The 17,425-nt window shown below is 56.6% G+C and carries 14 protein-coding genes; 6 read left to right on the forward strand and 8 right to left on the reverse strand.

Annotated features, from left to right (window positions below; genetic code table 11):
• Positions 1–3 precede the first annotated feature (3 nt).
• The 3 genes from H7849_RS19555 to H7849_RS19565 form a co-directional block, all read right to left on the reverse strand.
• A complete protein-coding gene (locus H7849_RS19555; protein WP_186741762.1) occupies positions 4–228 on the reverse strand; it encodes a heavy-metal-associated domain-containing protein in 225 nt (74 codons plus the stop codon).
• A 170-nt stretch (positions 229–398) separates the two neighbouring features.
• Positions 399–3,101 carry an ABC transporter permease gene (locus H7849_RS19560; RefSeq protein ID WP_222439690.1) on the reverse strand — a complete coding sequence of 901 codons (2,703 nt, stop codon included), beginning with the start codon at positions 3,099–3,101 and terminating at the stop codon, positions 399–401.
• Between the two features lie 10 nt (positions 3,102–3,111).
• Positions 3,112–3,456: a PadR family transcriptional regulator gene (locus H7849_RS19565; protein ID WP_186741766.1), complete on the reverse strand. Its 345-nt coding sequence runs from the start codon at positions 3,454–3,456 to the stop codon at positions 3,112–3,114.
• Between the two features lie 442 nt (positions 3,457–3,898).
• Between H7849_RS19565 and H7849_RS19570 the strand changes: the two genes are divergently transcribed.
• The gene (locus H7849_RS19570) at positions 3,899–5,800 is read left to right on the forward strand and encodes a DUF885 family protein (protein ID WP_186741768.1); all 1,902 of its coding nucleotides are present in this window, start codon (positions 3,899–3,901) and stop codon (positions 5,798–5,800) included.
• Here the strand turns inward: H7849_RS19570 and H7849_RS19575 are convergent.
• Positions 5,794–6,444 carry a trimeric intracellular cation channel family protein gene (locus tag H7849_RS19575; RefSeq protein ID WP_186741770.1) on the reverse strand — a complete coding sequence of 217 codons (651 nt, stop codon included), beginning with the start codon at positions 6,442–6,444 and terminating at the stop codon, positions 5,794–5,796. The genes H7849_RS19570 and H7849_RS19575 overlap by 7 nt on opposite strands.
• Positions 6,445–6,614: 170 nt before the next feature.
• Here H7849_RS19575 and H7849_RS19580 point away from each other — a divergent pair, with 170 nt between their 5' ends.
• Together H7849_RS19580 and frr are read left to right on the forward strand one after the other, a co-directional pair.
• Positions 6,615–7,076 carry a hypothetical protein gene (locus H7849_RS19580; protein ID WP_186741771.1) on the forward strand — a complete coding sequence of 154 codons (462 nt, stop codon included), beginning with the start codon at positions 6,615–6,617 and terminating at the stop codon, positions 7,074–7,076.
• 80 nt (positions 7,077–7,156) lie between these two features.
• Positions 7,157–7,744, forward strand: coding sequence for a ribosome recycling factor (frr, locus tag H7849_RS19585; RefSeq protein WP_186741773.1), 588 nt, complete (start codon positions 7,157–7,159; stop codon positions 7,742–7,744).
• 69 nt (positions 7,745–7,813) lie between these two features.
• Here frr and H7849_RS19590 read toward each other — a convergent pair whose 3' ends face one another.
• Positions 7,814–8,365, reverse strand: coding sequence for a hypothetical protein (locus H7849_RS19590; RefSeq protein ID WP_186741775.1), 552 nt, complete (start codon positions 8,363–8,365; stop codon positions 7,814–7,816).
• A 266-nt stretch (positions 8,366–8,631) separates the two neighbouring features.
• On the opposite strand from H7849_RS19590, the gene H7849_RS19595 reads away from it, so the two are divergent.
• The 3 genes from H7849_RS19595 to H7849_RS19605 all read left to right on the forward strand — a co-directional run bounded on the left by H7849_RS19595 (position 8,632) and on the right by H7849_RS19605 (position 14,337).
• On the forward strand, positions 8,632–9,957 hold the full coding sequence (locus H7849_RS19595; protein WP_186741777.1) for a metallophosphoesterase family protein: 1,326 nt from the start codon (positions 8,632–8,634) through the stop codon (positions 9,955–9,957).
• 679 nt (positions 9,958–10,636) lie between these two features.
• Entirely contained in the window at positions 10,637–13,060 is a 2,424-nt protein-coding gene (locus tag H7849_RS19600) for an ABC transporter permease (protein WP_186741779.1), read from the forward strand.
• Between the two features lie 83 nt (positions 13,061–13,143).
• Positions 13,144–14,337 (forward strand): multiheme c-type cytochrome, encoded by a 1,194-nt coding sequence (locus tag H7849_RS19605; protein WP_186741781.1) that lies wholly within the window; start codon positions 13,144–13,146, stop codon positions 14,335–14,337.
• An 84-nt stretch (positions 14,338–14,421) separates the two neighbouring features.
• Here the strand turns inward: H7849_RS19605 and H7849_RS19610 are convergent, their stop codons facing one another.
• The 3 genes from H7849_RS19610 to H7849_RS19620 all read right to left on the reverse strand — a co-directional run bounded on the left by H7849_RS19610 (position 14,422) and on the right by H7849_RS19620 (position 17,411).
• Positions 14,422–15,432: a transaldolase gene (locus H7849_RS19610; RefSeq protein WP_186741783.1), complete on the reverse strand. Its 1,011-nt coding sequence runs from the start codon at positions 15,430–15,432 to the stop codon at positions 14,422–14,424.
• 79 nt (positions 15,433–15,511) lie between these two features.
• Positions 15,512–16,306, reverse strand: coding sequence for a fumarylacetoacetate hydrolase family protein (locus H7849_RS19615; protein ID WP_186741785.1), 795 nt, complete (start codon positions 16,304–16,306; stop codon positions 15,512–15,514).
• A 7-nt stretch (positions 16,307–16,313) separates the two neighbouring features.
• On the reverse strand, positions 16,314–17,411 hold the full coding sequence (locus tag H7849_RS19620) for a fibronectin type III domain-containing protein (RefSeq protein WP_186741787.1): 1,098 nt from the start codon (positions 17,409–17,411) through the stop codon (positions 16,314–16,316).
• Positions 17,412–17,425: the final 14 nt, after the last annotated feature.

The raw sequence follows: 17,425 nt of genomic DNA on the forward strand, positions 1-17,425 counted from the left end.
CGATTACTCCCCGAAACCGTCATCAACCCGAGCCGTGAACCCAATGCGATCCACAGCGGCCGTGATCTCGTCTGGTGAGGTTTTTGTGGCGTCGAACTTGATCTGTGCTGAGCCAACTTCCACAGAGTCAACACGAACGCCATCGACCCCGGCAAGCGCATTCGTCACCCGTCGCGCACAAGCTCCGCAGTGCATCCCTTCAATGGAAAGTTTGATTGTGTTTTCCATGCTTTTGATCTCTCCGCTAGTATACATGCCCATACCCCCTTGGGGTATTCAACAATAATCGAGATCAAGACCCTCGCAGCGATTTTATTCCTTCATACCAGTAGGGGGTTGGGGCATCTAAACAGTTGAGCAGATGCAATTGGCAACAGCTGAAGATCCAGTTGCCCGGGTTACTGAGCTCGAAGCGCCTCGACGGGATCAATAGCAGCAGTGCGGCGCGCCGGCAGATAGCTTGCCAGCGCAGCTGCAGCGACCAGAACTACCGGCACAGCGATGAATGTGACCGGGTCGAGCGGGCTGATGCCAAACAATAATGTTTGCATAAGGCGCATGAGTCCGGCTGCTGCACCCAGTCCGACAGCAGTACCGACACCGGTAAGCACCAGCGCTGAGCGAACAAACATCCACGCCAGCTCGCTCTTCTTCGCACCCAGCGCCATGCGGATGCCAATCTCGCGCGTACGCTGAGAAACCGCGTATGAAATCACGCCGTAGATGCCGAGGATGCCGAGAGCGAACGCCATCGTTCCAGCAATGGCCAGCATGACGAGCGTGAACGAGGTACGCGCCATCGACTCGCCGTAGATATCCTGCATCGTTCTGATCGAGTCCACCGCCAGGTTCGAATTCACTGACCAAACGGCCTGCTGCATTTCGTTGATCAAGGCTTGTGTCCCGGCACGATTGCTGCGCATTGCAAAGTAGACGGTGCGCCTGGCATCGAAAGATCCAGGACCGTAGATGTCATGCATCATCGAAGGCCAGTACACGGTTGCGGGCGAGATCTGGTCGACGCCGTTCTCTCGCACATCCTGGACCACCCCGACCACTTCGTGCCATGGCATAGCCGGCCATTCGCGGAACCGTTTGCCGATGGCCGCCTGAGCAGATCCCCATAGCTCGCGAGCAAGGCTCTCAGACAGGATCCCTACCGGCCTGAGGCCGTATATGTCCGTCCACGCGAAATCGCGCCCGGCAACCATTCTTGTGCCCGCGGTATGGAAATAACCCGGCGACACGTAGTTGAACAGGCGCAAGGGAGGCTCTTCGCCTGCATAGTTTTTCCCTTCGATGGTGATTTCGTTCCAGTTCGGTTCAGCTCCACTCGTGGGAACAGAAGCGGCGAAGCCAGCAGAGGCAACGCCAGGAATCGCGGCGAGTTTGTCCTGAATGTCGTTCTGCATCCGCGTGACTATCTGCGGGTCGCGAACCAGCGTCCCCGGAATGGAAATGCGCATCACCTGGAGCGACTCAGGACCAGAGAAGCCCGGATCGACAGTGCGCATCGCATTAAACGTTCGGATCATCAGCACCGCGCTGATGAGCAGCACCAACGCCATGGCTACCTGCGCGACCACCAGCAGGTTGCGTCCACGCTGCCGCTCATGGCTCACGCTCGATGTCCGCACAGCACCACCAAGCAGCGGCACGGATTGCTGCGAAGGCGCATAACGCAGCACAGGAATGGACCCGAACAACAGCCCGGAGAGCACTGACAAGATCACCGTGAATGCGAACGATCGGCCGTCAAGCGAGATCTCACTCAGGCGCGGCAGATTCTCCGGCCCTATCACCGTCAACAGGCGCAGCCCCACATATGCAACTCCCACGCCGACCGCGGCGCCTAACAGGCCCAGCGTCACACTTTCCACCAGCAGCTCGCGCGCAATTCGCCACCTTCCCGCACCCAGCGCGGCGCGCACCGCGAGTTCCTGCTGGCGGGCATCCGCACGAACCAGCAGCAGGTTGGCAACGTTGGTGCACGCGATCAGCATCACCACGCCGATCGTCGCCATCACCACCCACAATACATTGCCCACGCTGCCGACCACTTGGTCCTTCAAAGGTTTAAGCGCAGGCGTGATCTTCCAGGTCAGGTAAAAATACGGATCGATCCCCGGACCGTTCGTCCACGAACCCATCCAGACCATGATCAGACGCGCTACATCGGCGTCGGCCTGCGAGATCGTCACGCCGGGCCGGAGCCGCGCGATGCCGTGGTATGCAAATCCGGCCAGCGACTCGTGTACAGGATCGAATGCCAGCGGCACCAGCAGATCAAAATCGTAATTGACTACCTTGAATCCGCGCGGCATCACACCGGCAATCTCACGCGTTTGTGAATCAACGCTGATGGTGCGTCCCACGACACTCGGATCGCCGCCGAAGCGCCGCTGCCAGTATCCGTAGCTCAACATCACCCGCCGCGCTCCGCGTGGGTCCTGGTCGGCCGCCGTAAGCCATTGCCCGACCGTAGCAGGCACATTGAGTGTCTGGAGAACACCATCAGTGATGAGTGCCGTGTTCACCTGCTCCGGCTGCGCAGTGCCAGTAATAGTTGCTGTACTGGATTGCCATACGCCCACCGATTGGAATGCACGGTTATGCGCGGCAAAGGTGAGATACATCGAGGCCGAGAGGCGTAGTTCATCCCGGAAATCAGCCAGCCCCGGCGCGCCGGGCGCGTTCAGATGTAACGCAACCAATTGCTGCGGCTCAGGGTATGGCAGCGGCCGGATCAGCACGCTGTTCACTACACTGAACACGGCCGTATTCGCTCCGATACCGATCGCCAGCGTGAGCACCACCGTGATCGCGAATCCCGGCGATCTCCCTAGCCGGCGGCACACATGCTTCAAGTCCACCAGCAGCGATTCGAGCCTCTGCCACTGCCATTCTTCACGGCTGCGCTCCTGCATGAGCGTCACATTGCCGAACTCGCGCCGCGCGTTGTGTTCGGCCTCACCTCGCGACATGCCCTCATCCATCAACTCGTCGATCCGCTCGTCGATATGCTCCTGGATGGAGACAGAAATGTCGTCATAGCGGCGCTTCCTGAAGAAATGGGAGAAGAACTGACTGAGACGCGACAATCGACACCTCCTACGCTTTGGCTGCGGCAAGCACGCGGGTAAAACCTGCAAACATCCTCTCGAAACTGACAACCTCACGTTCGAGATGACGAATGCCTGCATCCGTGAGACGGTAAATCCGCGTTGGTCGACCCTTGGCCGAGGTCCCAGTCTCAGCTTCCAGCAAGCCTTCCTTGAGCATTCGCTGCAACGCCGGATACAGCGAGCCTTCTTCCACCTGCAGCAGGTCATCAGAAACCTGCTTGATGTGTTTCACCAGCGCATATCCGTGCATGGGTTTCAGCCGCAACGATTGGAGAATCATGATCTCCAATGCGCCGGGGAAAAGATCACGATGTTCAGAATTCTTCGCCATTCCAAGAAGTATAGACTCAAAATACCTATTTCAGAAATAGGTACAGAGGCACTCATTCCGTCTCATCAAGAACCGATGTAGCTTGCGCTGAAGACGGTCTTCGGGCCGGGCCTGCCGTTCGACTGCGCTGAGCTATTGGCTTTCGATGTAAAGCACAACTTCGGGATGAGCTATGATTATTAATTGCCCTTCGACCAGTTTTTCGATCCCAACCGCCTGACGAAGGGCTGGTCGCTCTCCGGCATCACCCGCCTTGCGTCCATTGGCACTCGTCTCTGCTCACTTCGATGAAGACGGCGTGTCCGATCTTGTAATTGCCTATGGTCTCTAGAAGGGCGCGATTGCCCTCTCGCGCGGCCATTCCGATGTACGCGGGTTTTAAAAATCAAAAATTGTATACAATTATTTCCTCCGAAGAAATTCCATCATCAGGGGTTAATGGATGACCACTCGCCGCGCCTTTCTTTTTCGCAGTGTGCCTTCTGCCGCAGCTCTCGGTCTCGTAGCGCCCAACTTCGCACTTGCATCGCCTGACTCGAAAACACTACCGGCTCCCAGCGTTGGCATTGATACTGCATCCAGTGAACTCCGTCCCTACGTAGAGCGATTTTCAACCGACCAGGAACTCCTGCACCGCTTTTACAGCATTCCTTTCGCGCCGCAGACACACGACCGCATGCGCAAGTTCTACACCGAGTGGCAAGGAGTGCTTGCCGAAGTCAATTTCGACAAGTTGAGCGAGGCCGCGCGCATCGACTATATCCTCTTCAGCAACTATCTCTCGCGCCAGCTCGGTCACCTGGAGGAGGACACACATTTCGAAAACGAGGCAGCCGTATATATACCTTTCGCCGACATGATCATCGCCCTGTTCTTCGCTCAGCGCGATATGGAACCGATCGACGGCAAGCAGTCCGCAGCCAGCCTCTCGCAACTCCAACATGCATGCGCCAATACTCAGAAGGATCTGGAAGCGAAATTGGCAGCAACAAAAGAAGATCCCAAAAGCACTGCTGCGCAGCGACAGCGTGAGGCCGCCAATCGAGCCGCCGAGCACGTCGCGACGCTGCGGCAACTGCTGCACAACTGGTTTGAGTTCTACAACGGCTACGACCCGATGTTCACCTGGTGGGCAGAGGAGCCGTACAAGACGACTGATTCAACTCTGGATGCCTATGGCAAATTCCTTCGGGAGAAGGTTGTAGGGCTGAAGCCGCCTCCAGGCGAGCAAAAGCAACCGTCACAGCGTGGTGAGGATGAAGATGGTTATGCCCAGTCCATCGCCAATGCGCACCCCGATGACACGAGCGATATCATCGGCCACGCCATCGGTCGAGATGCTTTGCTCCATGAACTTCAATTTGCCATGATTCCTTACACGCCGGAAGAGTTGATCGCCATCGCCGAAAAGGAATTCGCCTGGAACGATGCCGAAATGATTCGCGCATCGCGCGAGATGGGCTTTGGCGACGACTGGAAAAAGGCTCTCGACAAAGTAAAGAACACCTATGTCGAGCCGGGAAAACAGACGGAGCTGGCTCGCAAGTACGTGCTCGAAGCGCTGGAGTTCATCGACCAGCACGATCTCGTCACCGTGCCGCCCTTGGCTCGTGAAACCTGGCGCATGCGGATGATTCCACCCCAGCAGCAACTCGTCTCGCCGTTCTTTCTCGGCGGCGAAGTGCTCCAGATTTCCTACCCGACCAACACCATGTCGTACGACCAGCGCATTACAACAATGCGCGCCAACAACATCGCGATGTCGCACGCGACAGTCTTCCATGAGATGATGCCCGGACACGAACTCCAGGGCTTCATGGAGCACCGCTATCGTACCTATCGCCTGGCCTTCGGCGGCACACCCTTCCTCATTGAAGGATGGGCACTCTACTGGGAAATGCTTTTCTGGGACATGGGCTTTGACCACACGCCAGAAGAACGCGTAGGCGCACTGGCCTGGCGCCGCCATCGTTGCGGACGCATTGTCTTTTCCCTCAATTTCCATCTCGGGAAGTGGACACCGCAGCAATGCATTGATCTCCTGGTCGATCGAGTCGGCTTCGAGCGGCAGGCTGCCACGGGTGAGGTGCGCCGCTCGCTCGGCGGCGAATATGGACCCCTCTATCAGGCTGCCTATCTGCTGGGCGGCATGCAGATTTATGCATTGCACCGCGAGTTAGTCGGCTCCGGCAAAATGACGAACCGGCAATTCCATGACGCTGTACTCAAAGAGAACAACATACCGATTGAGATGATCCGCGCCAGCCTGACTCGCCAGAATCTAACGAAAGACTTCCATACGCAATGGAAGTTCTACGGGGATGTAACCGCCGCAACTCAATGACCGGCCACTTTGGGCAGATTCCAGTGCCTATGCACTGCAGCCATCCTTAGCGTAAAGCAGACTGCGATACCGATCGTCGTGGCCACCGCGGGACGCGCTCTCAGCCGAAGAGCCAGAATCATGGCCGCCGCTCCAGCGAGCGCCGCAGCAGCATACACATCGGCGCGGAGCACGGAAGGAATGCGCGCCAGCAGCACGTCGCGGATTGTCCCACCGCCCACACCCGTAATTCCGCCCATCAGCGTTGCAAGGAAAGGATGGATGTTGAAATCGAGCGCCTTCGCGGCTCCTGCTGCGGCAAACAGAGCCAATCCGGCAGCGTCGAGCGTCGTAATGAGCGACTCCGGAACCTTATTCACGAAGCTGCTCTGAAAGAAAACAATAGCTCCGCCTGCGAACGCAGCGGCAGGATACCGCCAGTTACAAATGGAATTGGGCGGAATGGCGCCGATCAACACGTCACGAATAATTCCGCCGCCCAGTGCTGTAGCAAAGGCAAGGACCATCAGCCCGAGAATGTCCAGGTTACTTTGTACCGCGGCCATGGAGCCCTCAACGGCGAACACAAATGTGCCGATAAGATCGATGGCCAGCAGCAGGGTGGCGGAATGAAATGTTACGGGAAGACGCTTCTCGGGTATCATTTTGTGTCCGGTTTGAAAACCAGAGTAATGGCAACTATTCCAAGAAACAAATATTCTATTTAGAGGGATTGGCCACGGGTCACAGGACCGGTTTCACTCGATTGCCAGAAAGAGTCCCTATTTCCCAATACATCTGTAATGGAAGTGTTGCGCGAATCAAGGAGTAGTTGATGAAGAAAAACCATTCTGCGCTTTTTCGCTGCTGTGCTTTTGTACTTATTGGACTATTGAACATCTCTGCAGTCTCCAGCCTTCATGCGCAGAAACGTGTCAGCGATAAAGATGTCGAAGCCCTGATGAAGAATCTGAAGGAAGATTCCAAGTCTTTCCGCGAGAACCTTGACAGTGCGCTCAAGAAGAGCGCCATCCGCAGAACCAGCCAGGAAAAAGACGTCAAGGGTCTGGTAGCCAGTTTCGAAAAACAGACCGATTCGATGTTCAGCGAATTCAGAAAGACAAAGCGGAGCGATGTCGCCGTCGAGACGACGATTGGCAGCGCGCAGGAAATAGAGCGCCTCATCTACAGCCTCCAACTCGATGCCAAGACCCTCTCCGAATGGGAAAAAATTCGAGCCGAACTCGATCGCGTTTCGAGCGCCTTCGGAATCAACGTACCCTACAGCCGCATGTGAGCTTGACACTCCGTCAAGGTGACGCGGCTCTCCTGACAAAGTAAAATACGGGTTTTGGATCGAGATAAAGGAAGACAACCATGGCAGTCTCAGTAATGGCCGGCATACCGGCGCTCAAGGATACACACAGCCAGCTCAAGGTCCGCATGGAGAAAGCTGTGCACGATTTCCAGACGAACCTCGCGTCCACACGCACCGGACGCGCTTCGGTCGGCATGCTCGACCAGGTGAAGGTCGACTATTACGGCACGCATACGCCGATCAACCAGCTCGCGCAAGTGACCACTCCAGACGCCAACATGATCGTCATCCAGCCGTGGGACGCCAGCGTCATCGGCGAAATCGAAAAAGCACTTCGCACCTCTGATCTCGGCTTCAATCCCCAGAACGACGGCAAGCTTCTCCGCGTGCCGGTTCCGCCCATGACGGAGGAACGCCGTCGCGAAGTGGTCAAGCATCTGAACAAGGTGCTTGAAGAGCACAAGACTGCTGTCCGCAACATTCGCCGCGATGGCAACGATCTCATCAAGAAGGCAGCCAAGGACAAAAAAATCTCCGAAGACGAGGAAAAGCGCTCGCTCGAAGAAATACAGAAGTTGACAGACGAAGAAATCAAGCGCATGGACGAGATGAGCAAGAAAAAAGAAGCCGAAATCATGCAGGTCTGAGCAACCCATTCATTCCAAAACGAAGGCCGCTGCGAATGCAGCGGCCTTCGTTCTTGCCCGATTTGCTTCTTACATTAGAAATTTCTGGGCCCCGCTCGGTGGCACTGTCCCGGGCAATCTGCGTTCCAGTTCGCTGCGCACCTGGTTCAACCCGTACATGCAGCTTTCGAAAGCCTCAGACAGGCGGCCAAACAGCGGCGCCTCCACTGCATATTCAAACAGGTCGAAAGTGGAGACGATATAGTAGCTCTCCTTGCCGGCGCGAATCATGTCGTAAAGGTTGGCGTTTTCGTTCTCACGCCATTTGTGCACCGACTCCGGATACATGCCAGTGCAGAAAAGGGCGTAGTCGCCAATGTGTTTGCGAATCTCGCGCTCCGCGTCGAAAGAGGGCGCGCTCCCGTGAACGGGGTCGGAGGCGAGCAGCATCTCGCCCACTTCCTTCACCGGGCGTCCCGCCACATCGCGAATGGGATAGAGGCGGTCAGAGATACAGAAGTCCGTCAGCAGATCTGCAATGTAGGTTGTGACCTCGCCGTCCCTGATGCCTACATGTTCGTCGTAGCACTCGGCTACGACATTGTGGAAGAACTGACGTAACGCATGATCCTGTGAAATCATCCTGGGCCTCCCTGCACGGGCTGCGCAAAGCGCATGTGCTTTATTCTGACGCGCTTTTCAGCGAAGCCGCATACTCCGTATGGATTACAAATGAATGAATTCGTTTCATAAAACAAGAGACTTCTTTGGTTCCACCCAAATAATTAGCAGTCACAATGCCAAACTGCGACATCTAACCCAAATTAAAAATGTCACGCTCCATTCAAAATTCCCACCATAGAACGGGCGTATGATGAGTTGCGCGTCTTTATTGGAAGGACATAGCTATGGCAAAGCAGACTTCCTCCAAACATCCGCACAAGCCATCTCATCCCGCAAAAAAACCTCATCCCACCCCGCCGCCGACTCCTGCGCCCAAGCCTTCTCCAACGCCGCCGTCAACAAGTGGCGACACCCCTGTATTCGCGCAGCCACAGCCGAGCCCGGATCCTACATCCTTCAAAGTGCCCCACCCTTCCGATAACAATTTGTACAACAAGGTCAACAGTAAGTTGTTGCAGCCCATCCCGCCGCCGCGCGGCGGAGCTGCAGAGCCGATCCTGTCGCTGACAGATGTCTACGACGACCAAGGCGCCAAGGCTAATGCGATCCAGCAGGCCAAGCAGATCGTTTTTCATTCCGTCGGCGATACGGGCAGCGTGAAAGGACCGCTGACCGAAGATAAAGTAGCCGACAAGATGGTCGCCGATTTCAACGAGACAGATCCGGCGAATGTGCCGGCGTTCTTCTTCCATCTCGGCGACGTGGTGTACAGCTTTGGTGAAGCCAAGTACTACTACGATCAGTTCTACGAGCCATACCGCCTGTATCCGGCCCCCATCATTGCCATTCCCGGCAATCATGATGGAGTGGTCTACACCGGCGATCCTGCGCCGACGCTCGATGCCTTTCTGCGCAACTTCTGTGCTGAAGCGCCCGTGAATACGCCGGAAGCGGGTGGCCTGCTGCGCACAGCGATGATCGCTCCGGGGGTGTATTTCACCTTTGACGCACCTTTCGTTCGCATTCTCGGGGTGTATTCCAACGTGCTGGAAGACCCGGGGGTCATCTCGAGCGAGGGCGGCACGCGGGCGAACGTTACGGACGTTCAATTAGCGTTTCTTAAAGCTGCACTCGGGCGATGCAAATCGGAAAACTATGCCGGCGCGGTGATTATTGCGGTGCACCATCCTCCTTACACGGGCGGGACAGCACATTTTCCCAGCCCGAATCTGTCTGCTGACCTGGATAGCGCGGCAGAGGCAGCTGGTTTCTGGCCGCATGCAGTGATTTCCGGCCATGCGCACAACTACCAGCGCTTTACCCGCACGTTGAACGGCATGTCGATCCCATACGTAGTGGCCGGCTGCGGCGGTCATGGCGTCACCAGCCTGCAGAGCGATTCGAGCGGGAACCCGATCCGAACGCCGTATCCGATCGACAGCGAGCTGACGCTGAACAGCTATGATGACACCGACTATGGCTACCTGCGGATTGTCGTCGACGCAACGACGATGCGGATCGAGTACCATCCCGGCTCGGACGGCTCGACAACCAAAACCCCGGATGACAGGGTGATCGTGAACCTGGCTACGAGGACCATTTCTTCGTAGTCACCACCCCGGGATTTTATTCTTCGTAGTCACCCCGGGATTTTATCTAAATTCTTCTAAATAAATAGACTTAGACCTCTCTGCCGTTTCAATTCCTCCTTTCGCGGCCTCGATGCCCAGGGGCTTCTGATACCGCGCAGCCGGGAGCTGACATCGGAACCGTCTCCCCCACTTTGGCTAAATTCCTCCAAATAAAGGTACTTAGTCAATATTTAAGATAAATTACTCTTTCCAAATGATTTAGGCGATTTAGCGGGAGGGCGGTGCAGGTGGCTTCTTCATGATGAAGATGAAACGGTTCTCTATATCTATTGTACCGGTTCCAGCAAAACAACACGCCAATTGCACCCAAGTTTAATTCCATTATTATGAGCAGGTTAGAGGATTTCTTCACTTTTGGGGACTTGACAGTGTTTTCTAGTCCCAATCAACCACCGGTGTCCAGAAACGCACAATCGCGCCCACATCCGGACGACAAAAGCCGTGCATTTGCCGAAATAAAACAACGTAAACCAGTGATTTATTTAACCTTTGATCGCGAACAGCGATGGCATCCCGATTGCTACGAAGCAATTCGTACATAACCATTTAAGAATTCGGCTGTCTAAGCTTTCTCAAACGATTATCCCGTTCCCCCGTCAGTAAGAACAAAACTCCGCAATTGCCAGCGAGGAGGGCTATGCAGAACCTGCTTCAGAATCTCCGCTTCAGCCTGCGCATGTTGTTCAAGAATCCCGGCCTGACCATCACCGTGCTGCTCACACTCGCGCTCGGCATCGGCGCAAATACGGCCATCTTTACCGTCGATTACGCAACGCTGCTGGCGCCGCTGCCCTATCCCCAACCAGATCAGGTTGTGATGGTGTGGTCGAAGATTCAGACCTTTCACAACGGAGTTTCGGCGGGCGATTATCTTGACTGGAAAGCGCAGAGCAAATCGTTTCAAAGCCTGGATGCGTGGACGGGCGGCTCGTTCAACATTGCGACGAAGGATCAGCCGGCGTTCGTGCCGGGAAACAGCGTGACGGCTGACTTCTTCAACATGCAGCGTCTGCCGTTTTTTCTTGGGCGCGGGTTTCTACCTGAGGAAGGCCAGGACGGCAAGAACCACGTTGTCGTCCTCTCGCACAAGCTCTGGCTGAAGCTGTGCGGCGACATGAAGATCGTTGGCAAGACGATGCAGCTCGACGGCACTCCGTACACCGTCGTGGGAGTGGAGCCACCAGGATTTCAGGATCGCCTGCCCGCCCAGTTGACGGTGCCGCTGGTCTTCAAGCCGGAGCAGATTAATCACGACTTTCATTTTCTGCTGGTAATGGGCCGTTTGAAGGACGGCGTGACGATCAAGCAGGCGCAGGCGGACATGAACGCGGTAACGGACCACATCGCGCAGACGTACCCGAAGAGCGACAAGGGCTGGGGCGCGTTTGTCGAGCCGCTGAAGAATGATTTTCTCCCGAGCGAGCGAATCCAGACCCTCTGGCTGCTGCTCGGCGCGGTGGGATTCGTGCTGCTGATTGCCTGCGTGAATGTGGCGAATCTTCTGCTCGCGAAGAGCATGACGCGGCAGAAGGAAATTGCTGTGCGCAGTTCGCTGGGCGCGACGCCGGGGAAGATCTTTGCGCAACTGATTACCGAGAGCCTGCTGCTTGCATCCTTCGGCGGTGCTCTGGGCGTGGGTGTTGGCTACGCGATGCTGCGTGGACTGATTGCCGTAATGCCCGAGGGAACGCTGCCGAGCGAGGCTGACCTAAGCCTGAATTTTCCCATTCTGCTCTTCACGCTGGCCGCGACAACGCTTGCCGGATTGTTGTTCGGCTGTATCCCAGCATGGATTGCTTCCCGCGTCGATCCGGCGGAGACGCTGAAAGAAGGCGGGCGCTCGGGCACGAGCGTGGGGCGGCATCAGCTGCGCAGGGTTCTGGTGATAGGCGAATTTACCCTAGCGCTGGCTTTGCTCGCAGGGGCTGGGCTAACCATTCACAGTTTCCTGAATCTGCAGCGCGTCGATCTCGGCGTGAAGACAGACCACGTTATGACGTTTTTTCTCTCTGTACCCGACTCGCGCCCAAAGGATCCGGACCACATCGTTGCCTATTACCGGCAGATGCTGTCGGCTATTCAAGGCGTGCCGGGCGTGATGCATGCTTCGGCTGAAACTGGATTGCCGCTGGAAGGCTCGGGTTTTGGCATGCCCTTTGAGCTGGCCGACAAGCCGACGGTCGCCGATCCATCGCAGAGGCCGAACACATCGTTCGGCATGGTGACGCCGGATTATTTTCAGACTTTCGGCATCAAGCTGGTGAAAGGGCGATTCTTTAACGATCAGGACACGGCCAACAGCGTGAAGGTGGCGGTGGTGAATGAGGAGTTCGTCAACAAATATATGAAGGGCGCGGATCCCCTGCAGAAGCGCGTCAGGGTAGAGCAGCTGATTCCCGGGGTGACGAAGCTCGGCCCTTATCAGGAGTGGCAGATCGTGGGCGTCTTCCACAATGTGCGTTCGCGCGGATTCCGCGAGGACTATCCCGAGATGGAAATCCCGTTCTGGCAGATTCCGTGGCCCAGTGCGGGGATGGGCGTGCGCACGCAGGAAGACCCCGCGTCGATGCTGAAGAGCATTGCTGCAGCTGTGCATTCTGTAGACCCGCAGATTGCTCTTGCAGATCCGAAAACGATGGAACAGGTGCACGACGACGTGCTGGCGAATGACCGCTTCACGCTCATCCTGTTTGCCTGCTTCGCCGCAGTGGCGCTGCTCTTGTCTGCGTTAGGAATCTACGGCGTAATGGCGTTTTCGGTTGCGCAACGCTCGCATGAAATTGCCTTGCGCATGGCCCTGGGAGCCACGCGAAATCGCGTCGTCACGTTGATTCTGAAAGAGGGCGTGATTCTCGCCTTCTGCGGACTAGGGTTGGGGCTGGTCGGCGCTTACTTTGTTGGCCGCGCGATGCGCAGCACCTTGTATGGCGTGGGCGCGATGGATCTCTCCGCCTTCGCGGTGGTCGGGCTCGTGCTGTTGGTGGCGGCGCTGCTGGCTTGTTATCTGCCGGCGCGGAGAGCCGCGTCGGTCGAGCCTATGCAGTTATTGAGAATGGAATAGGAAGCACGCGTCATACATAAGCGTTTCCCGCGACAAGCTGGGCTTATCGGATACTCTATCCATGAAGCTCGGCCCATCCTGACATGTACCGCGTTCTCGCCATCATCATCGCTCTGGAGTTGACCGCTTCAAACATGGCGCCGGGCTGGCACTCTCCACTTGCTGCCGCCCAGGCTGCCTCGTCCGCGAAATCAAATGAACGGGCCAACTACGTTGGCGACAGCGCTTGCCAATCCTGTCACGGGGACAAAGTTGGCACATTCCACCAGACCGCGCACTATCTGACTTCGAGCGCACCGGACAGCAAGTCCATTCTGGGCAGCTTCACTCCTGACGCCAACATTCTGAAAACTTCCAATCCAAGTCTGTTTTTCCGGATGGACGACAAAGATACCGGCTTCTTTCAAACCGCTGTTGCGGGAACACCACCACACACAAACGAGCGCACGGAGCGTTTCGCAGTGGTGGTTGGATCAGGCGATAAGGGCCAGACCTATTTGTACTGGAATGATGATCAGCTCTTTCAGCTGCCGGTGTCCTATTGGAAAGATCTCGGCTGGGTGAACAGCCCCGGATATCGCGATGGCTTCGCCAATTTCGATCGCGCAATTATTCCACGCTGTCTCGAATGTCACGCAACGTATTTTGCCGCGCTTCCGCCGCCATCAAATCGCTATCGCACAACCGGCTTCTCGCTGGGCATCACATGCGAGAAGTGCCATGGCCCAGGCCGCGAGCACGTGGAACTGGAAACAGCCAAGCCGGGCTCGGGGACATCCTCTGCCATACTCAATCCCGCTCAATTCACGCGAGAACGCCAGATGGATCTTTGCGCCTGGTGCCACGCCGGACATGGCCGGCCGCTCCTGCCGACATTTTCCTACCTCCCCAACAATCCGCTGGAGAAATACCTCGATCTCCCGCCGCCCGATCCGAATGCTCCGCTTGATGTTCATGGAAATCAGGTGGAATTGCTGAAGCGAAGCCGGTGTTTTATTTCGTCAAGTATGACCTGTCTCACCTGCCATGATGTTCATCGCACGCAGCATGATCTGGCTGAGTTCTCCCAGAAGTGCCTGGGCTGCCACAAACCCGACTCTGCAACATTCTCGAAGAGCAATCACCCTGTCACCAGCAATTGCATCGACTGCCACATGCCGAAGCAGGAAACGAATCTGATTGTTTTCAACTGGAACGGCAAAACCTTAAAGCCGCAGATGAGGAGCCACCTCATTAAGGCCTACTCCGCCGCCGGTACTCCGGCTTCAAATCAATGAAAACGATCCCGATTCCTCGCCGCCCGCGAATCAAATAAAACAGGCAGCCCGAAGGCTGCCTGTCGCTATTCGAAGAAGAGTGAATCAGTCGGCGCTGACCAGCTTTGGCTCGCGCGCTTCGAGTTCGGTGAGGCGCTTTGCCAGAAGGTGTTCAAGGTTTTCCAGCGCCTTGCTGAAGCCTTCGATGCCTTCCTTCAACTTGTCGTGGGCCATGCGGTCCGCAGCATGCATCTTGTCGAAGGTCGCCTTGTCGATGCTGAGCTTTTCGATCTGCATTGTCTTGGCTTTTTCGGGATCGAGCTTGCGCGGCAAATCGCCTTCGGTGGTCGCGAGTTCTGTGATGAGGTGCGGGGAGATCGTGAGCAGGTCGCTGCCGGCAAGCTCGGTAATTTCACCGAGGTTGCGGAAGCTCGCGCCCATGACCACAGTCTTGTAGCCAAAATGCTTGAAGTAGTTGTAAATGCGGGTGACCGACTGGACGCCGGGATCGTCAGCTCCAACGTAGTCTTTGCCGGTGTCCTTTTTGTACCAGTCAAGAATGCGGCCGACGAAGGGCGAGATAAGGGTCACGCCGGCTTCGGCACAGGCAATGGCCTGGTGCAGTCCGAAGAGCAGCGTCAGATTGCAGTGAATGCCTTCCTTTTCCAACTGTTCGGCGGCGCGAATGCCTTCCCACGTGGAGGCGATCTTAATGAGTACGCGCTCGCGCTTGATGCCGGCGCTCTCGTAGAGGCCGATGATGTCGTGGGCCATCTTCTTGGTGGCTTCGGTGTCGTAGGAGAGGCGGGCATCCACTTCGGTTGAAACGCGGCCAGGGACGACAGCAAGGATCCGTTTACCGAACTCGATGGCTAAATGTTTGAACGCCAGGTTGGCTACATCCTTATCGCTGGCTTTGTCACCGAGCTGCTTATGCGCTTCGAGCAGCGTGTCATCCACGATGGACTGATACTGCGGCATCTGCGCAGCCGCGGTAATGAGCGACGGGTTGGTAGTCGCATCCTGTGGCTTGGCTTGTTCGATAGCTTCAATGTCGCCGGTGTCGGCTACGACGACAGTCATTTCGCGGAGCTGTTGGAGCAAAGACTTCGACATACATTCCTCCTGATCTCAGGCCTGATTATGCGGGGCTACAGAGTTAGATGCGACGGAGCAGACTAAGATACCGCTTCGATTATCCCACGATTACCGGGTTTGAGAGCGTTCCGATGCCTTCTATCGAAACCTCTACCGTGTCGCCGGGCTGCATCGGAGCAACGCCCGATGGGGTCCCAGTCGGGATTAAGTCGCCGGGATAGAGTGTGATGGCGGCCGTGATGTGGCGCAACAAAAAATCAATCGGGAAGATCAGGTCGCGCGTGTTGCCGTCCTGCCGCAGCTCGCCGTTCAGGCGTGTCTGCACCTGAATGCCGGCATCAGGATCGATCTCGTCAGTAACGATCGGGCCTGCCGGACAGAAAGTATCAAAGCCTTTCGCGCGGGACCACTGCCCATCGCTCTTCTGCAAGTCGCGAGCCGTGACATCGTTGACGATGGTGTAGCCGCGAATATACTGCCGCACATCTTCATCGGAGCCGATCTTCGAGCAGCGCTCGCCGATGACCACCGCCAGCTCGCCTTCAAAATCAACGCGTTGCGAGATAGCTGGTTTATGGATTGCCTGCTTGTGCGCGATAAGCGATGACGGAGTTTTCAGAAAGAGCAACGGCTCTTTCGGGACTTCGTTTCCCAGCTCGACAGCGTGCTCTTTATAGTTGCGTCCGACGCAAACGATTTTCGAAGGTACAACCGGCGAAAGAAGCGTGGCCTGATCGAGCGGCACTGGCTTGAATGCGCCTTGATCGACGAACTTCGTCCAGGGATCTTCTTCCGGCGGCGGCAGAAGACGCTCGATCCAAAGCGAGCCGTTTCGGTCTACGACTTCACCATATTGCGGACCTGATTCAGATTGGAAGCGGCAGTATTTCATTCGTTCCTCATTGCGGAAGAGATTCTTCAACCTCGGGAGACTTGCGGCTCTCGTTCTTGTCCTGATCGATGGCGCTTACCGAATAGGCGTACCGCTTTCCAGGCACGGCTGCCGCATCGCGGAAGGCCGGTCCGGCGATGGGTTGCTCAGGCGAAATACGAACGGCGTCCGCAGTTGGGCCGGCTTCGCGGCGATACACAACATATCCGGCTAGATCGTTCTCTGGGTTTGGCGACCACGACAGGTCGATCGCGTGCTCATCCGGGCTGGCAACTGCAACCAATCCCGTGGGCACGGCAGGCGCAAAGATATCGCGTGTATTCAGAATGTAGGTATGGCTCGGATCGCTGGCAATTTCGATCTTGTGTCCGCCTAAGTTGAGCGTCGCGACGCGCTGCACAACGTAGCGATACTGCTGGTCGAAGGCAGCATCCTTGTCGTAGGCATGGGCCGGATCGCGTTCGGATGCGTAACCAACTTCAAGAGTCTGTTGCGCGGGTTCCTCGGCGCCTTTGCGCAGCAAGGCAGAACCCGCTTTCGTTGACGTTCCCGGCTTCGGCGCCAGTGTGCGCTCGATGCGCAGAATCGTGCCTGCATCCTGCGTAGGCTGCCAGTGGAGCAGGACCCCGTCAGTGTGAATTTCCGCAACGAAGTCGGTCACCTGAGCAGGAGCGGCTCCGGAGGCGGACCATGCAGCATTGGATGGTCCCGCAGTTCGGCCCCGCTGATTGCGCAGCTCAACGGTGTAAGTAATAAGTTGCGGTGGGCCGCTGGTCAATGCTCCGGGCAGGTGGTCCGTGAAGTCGGCCTGCGCCTCAGGAGCATATTTCGCGTCGCCTGCCGGCTCACACGCGCCTCCGGCAACGCTGCGACAGACATGCGCAGCCTGATCTCCCTTGAGCAATACCCTGTCAGTGGCGCGCTTCGGCATCGTCCAATGCAGGTGGACATCGCTCCCAATACGCGCTGCGCTAAGATCGGTAACCGGCTGAGGCAGATGAAGGCTCGGCGGTTGCGGCGGAGCGACCATGCCGCAGCCGGCAAGAAATCGCAGAACGGCGGCCAAAGAGATGAAGAAGAGAGATGCCCGCGCGCGCTGTTTCATTCCTGATATTTTTT

The sequence above is a fragment of the Alloacidobacterium dinghuense genome, assembly GCF_014274465.1.
In the GTDB taxonomy this organism is placed as follows: domain Bacteria; phylum Acidobacteriota; class Terriglobia; order Terriglobales; family Acidobacteriaceae; genus Alloacidobacterium; species Alloacidobacterium dinghuense.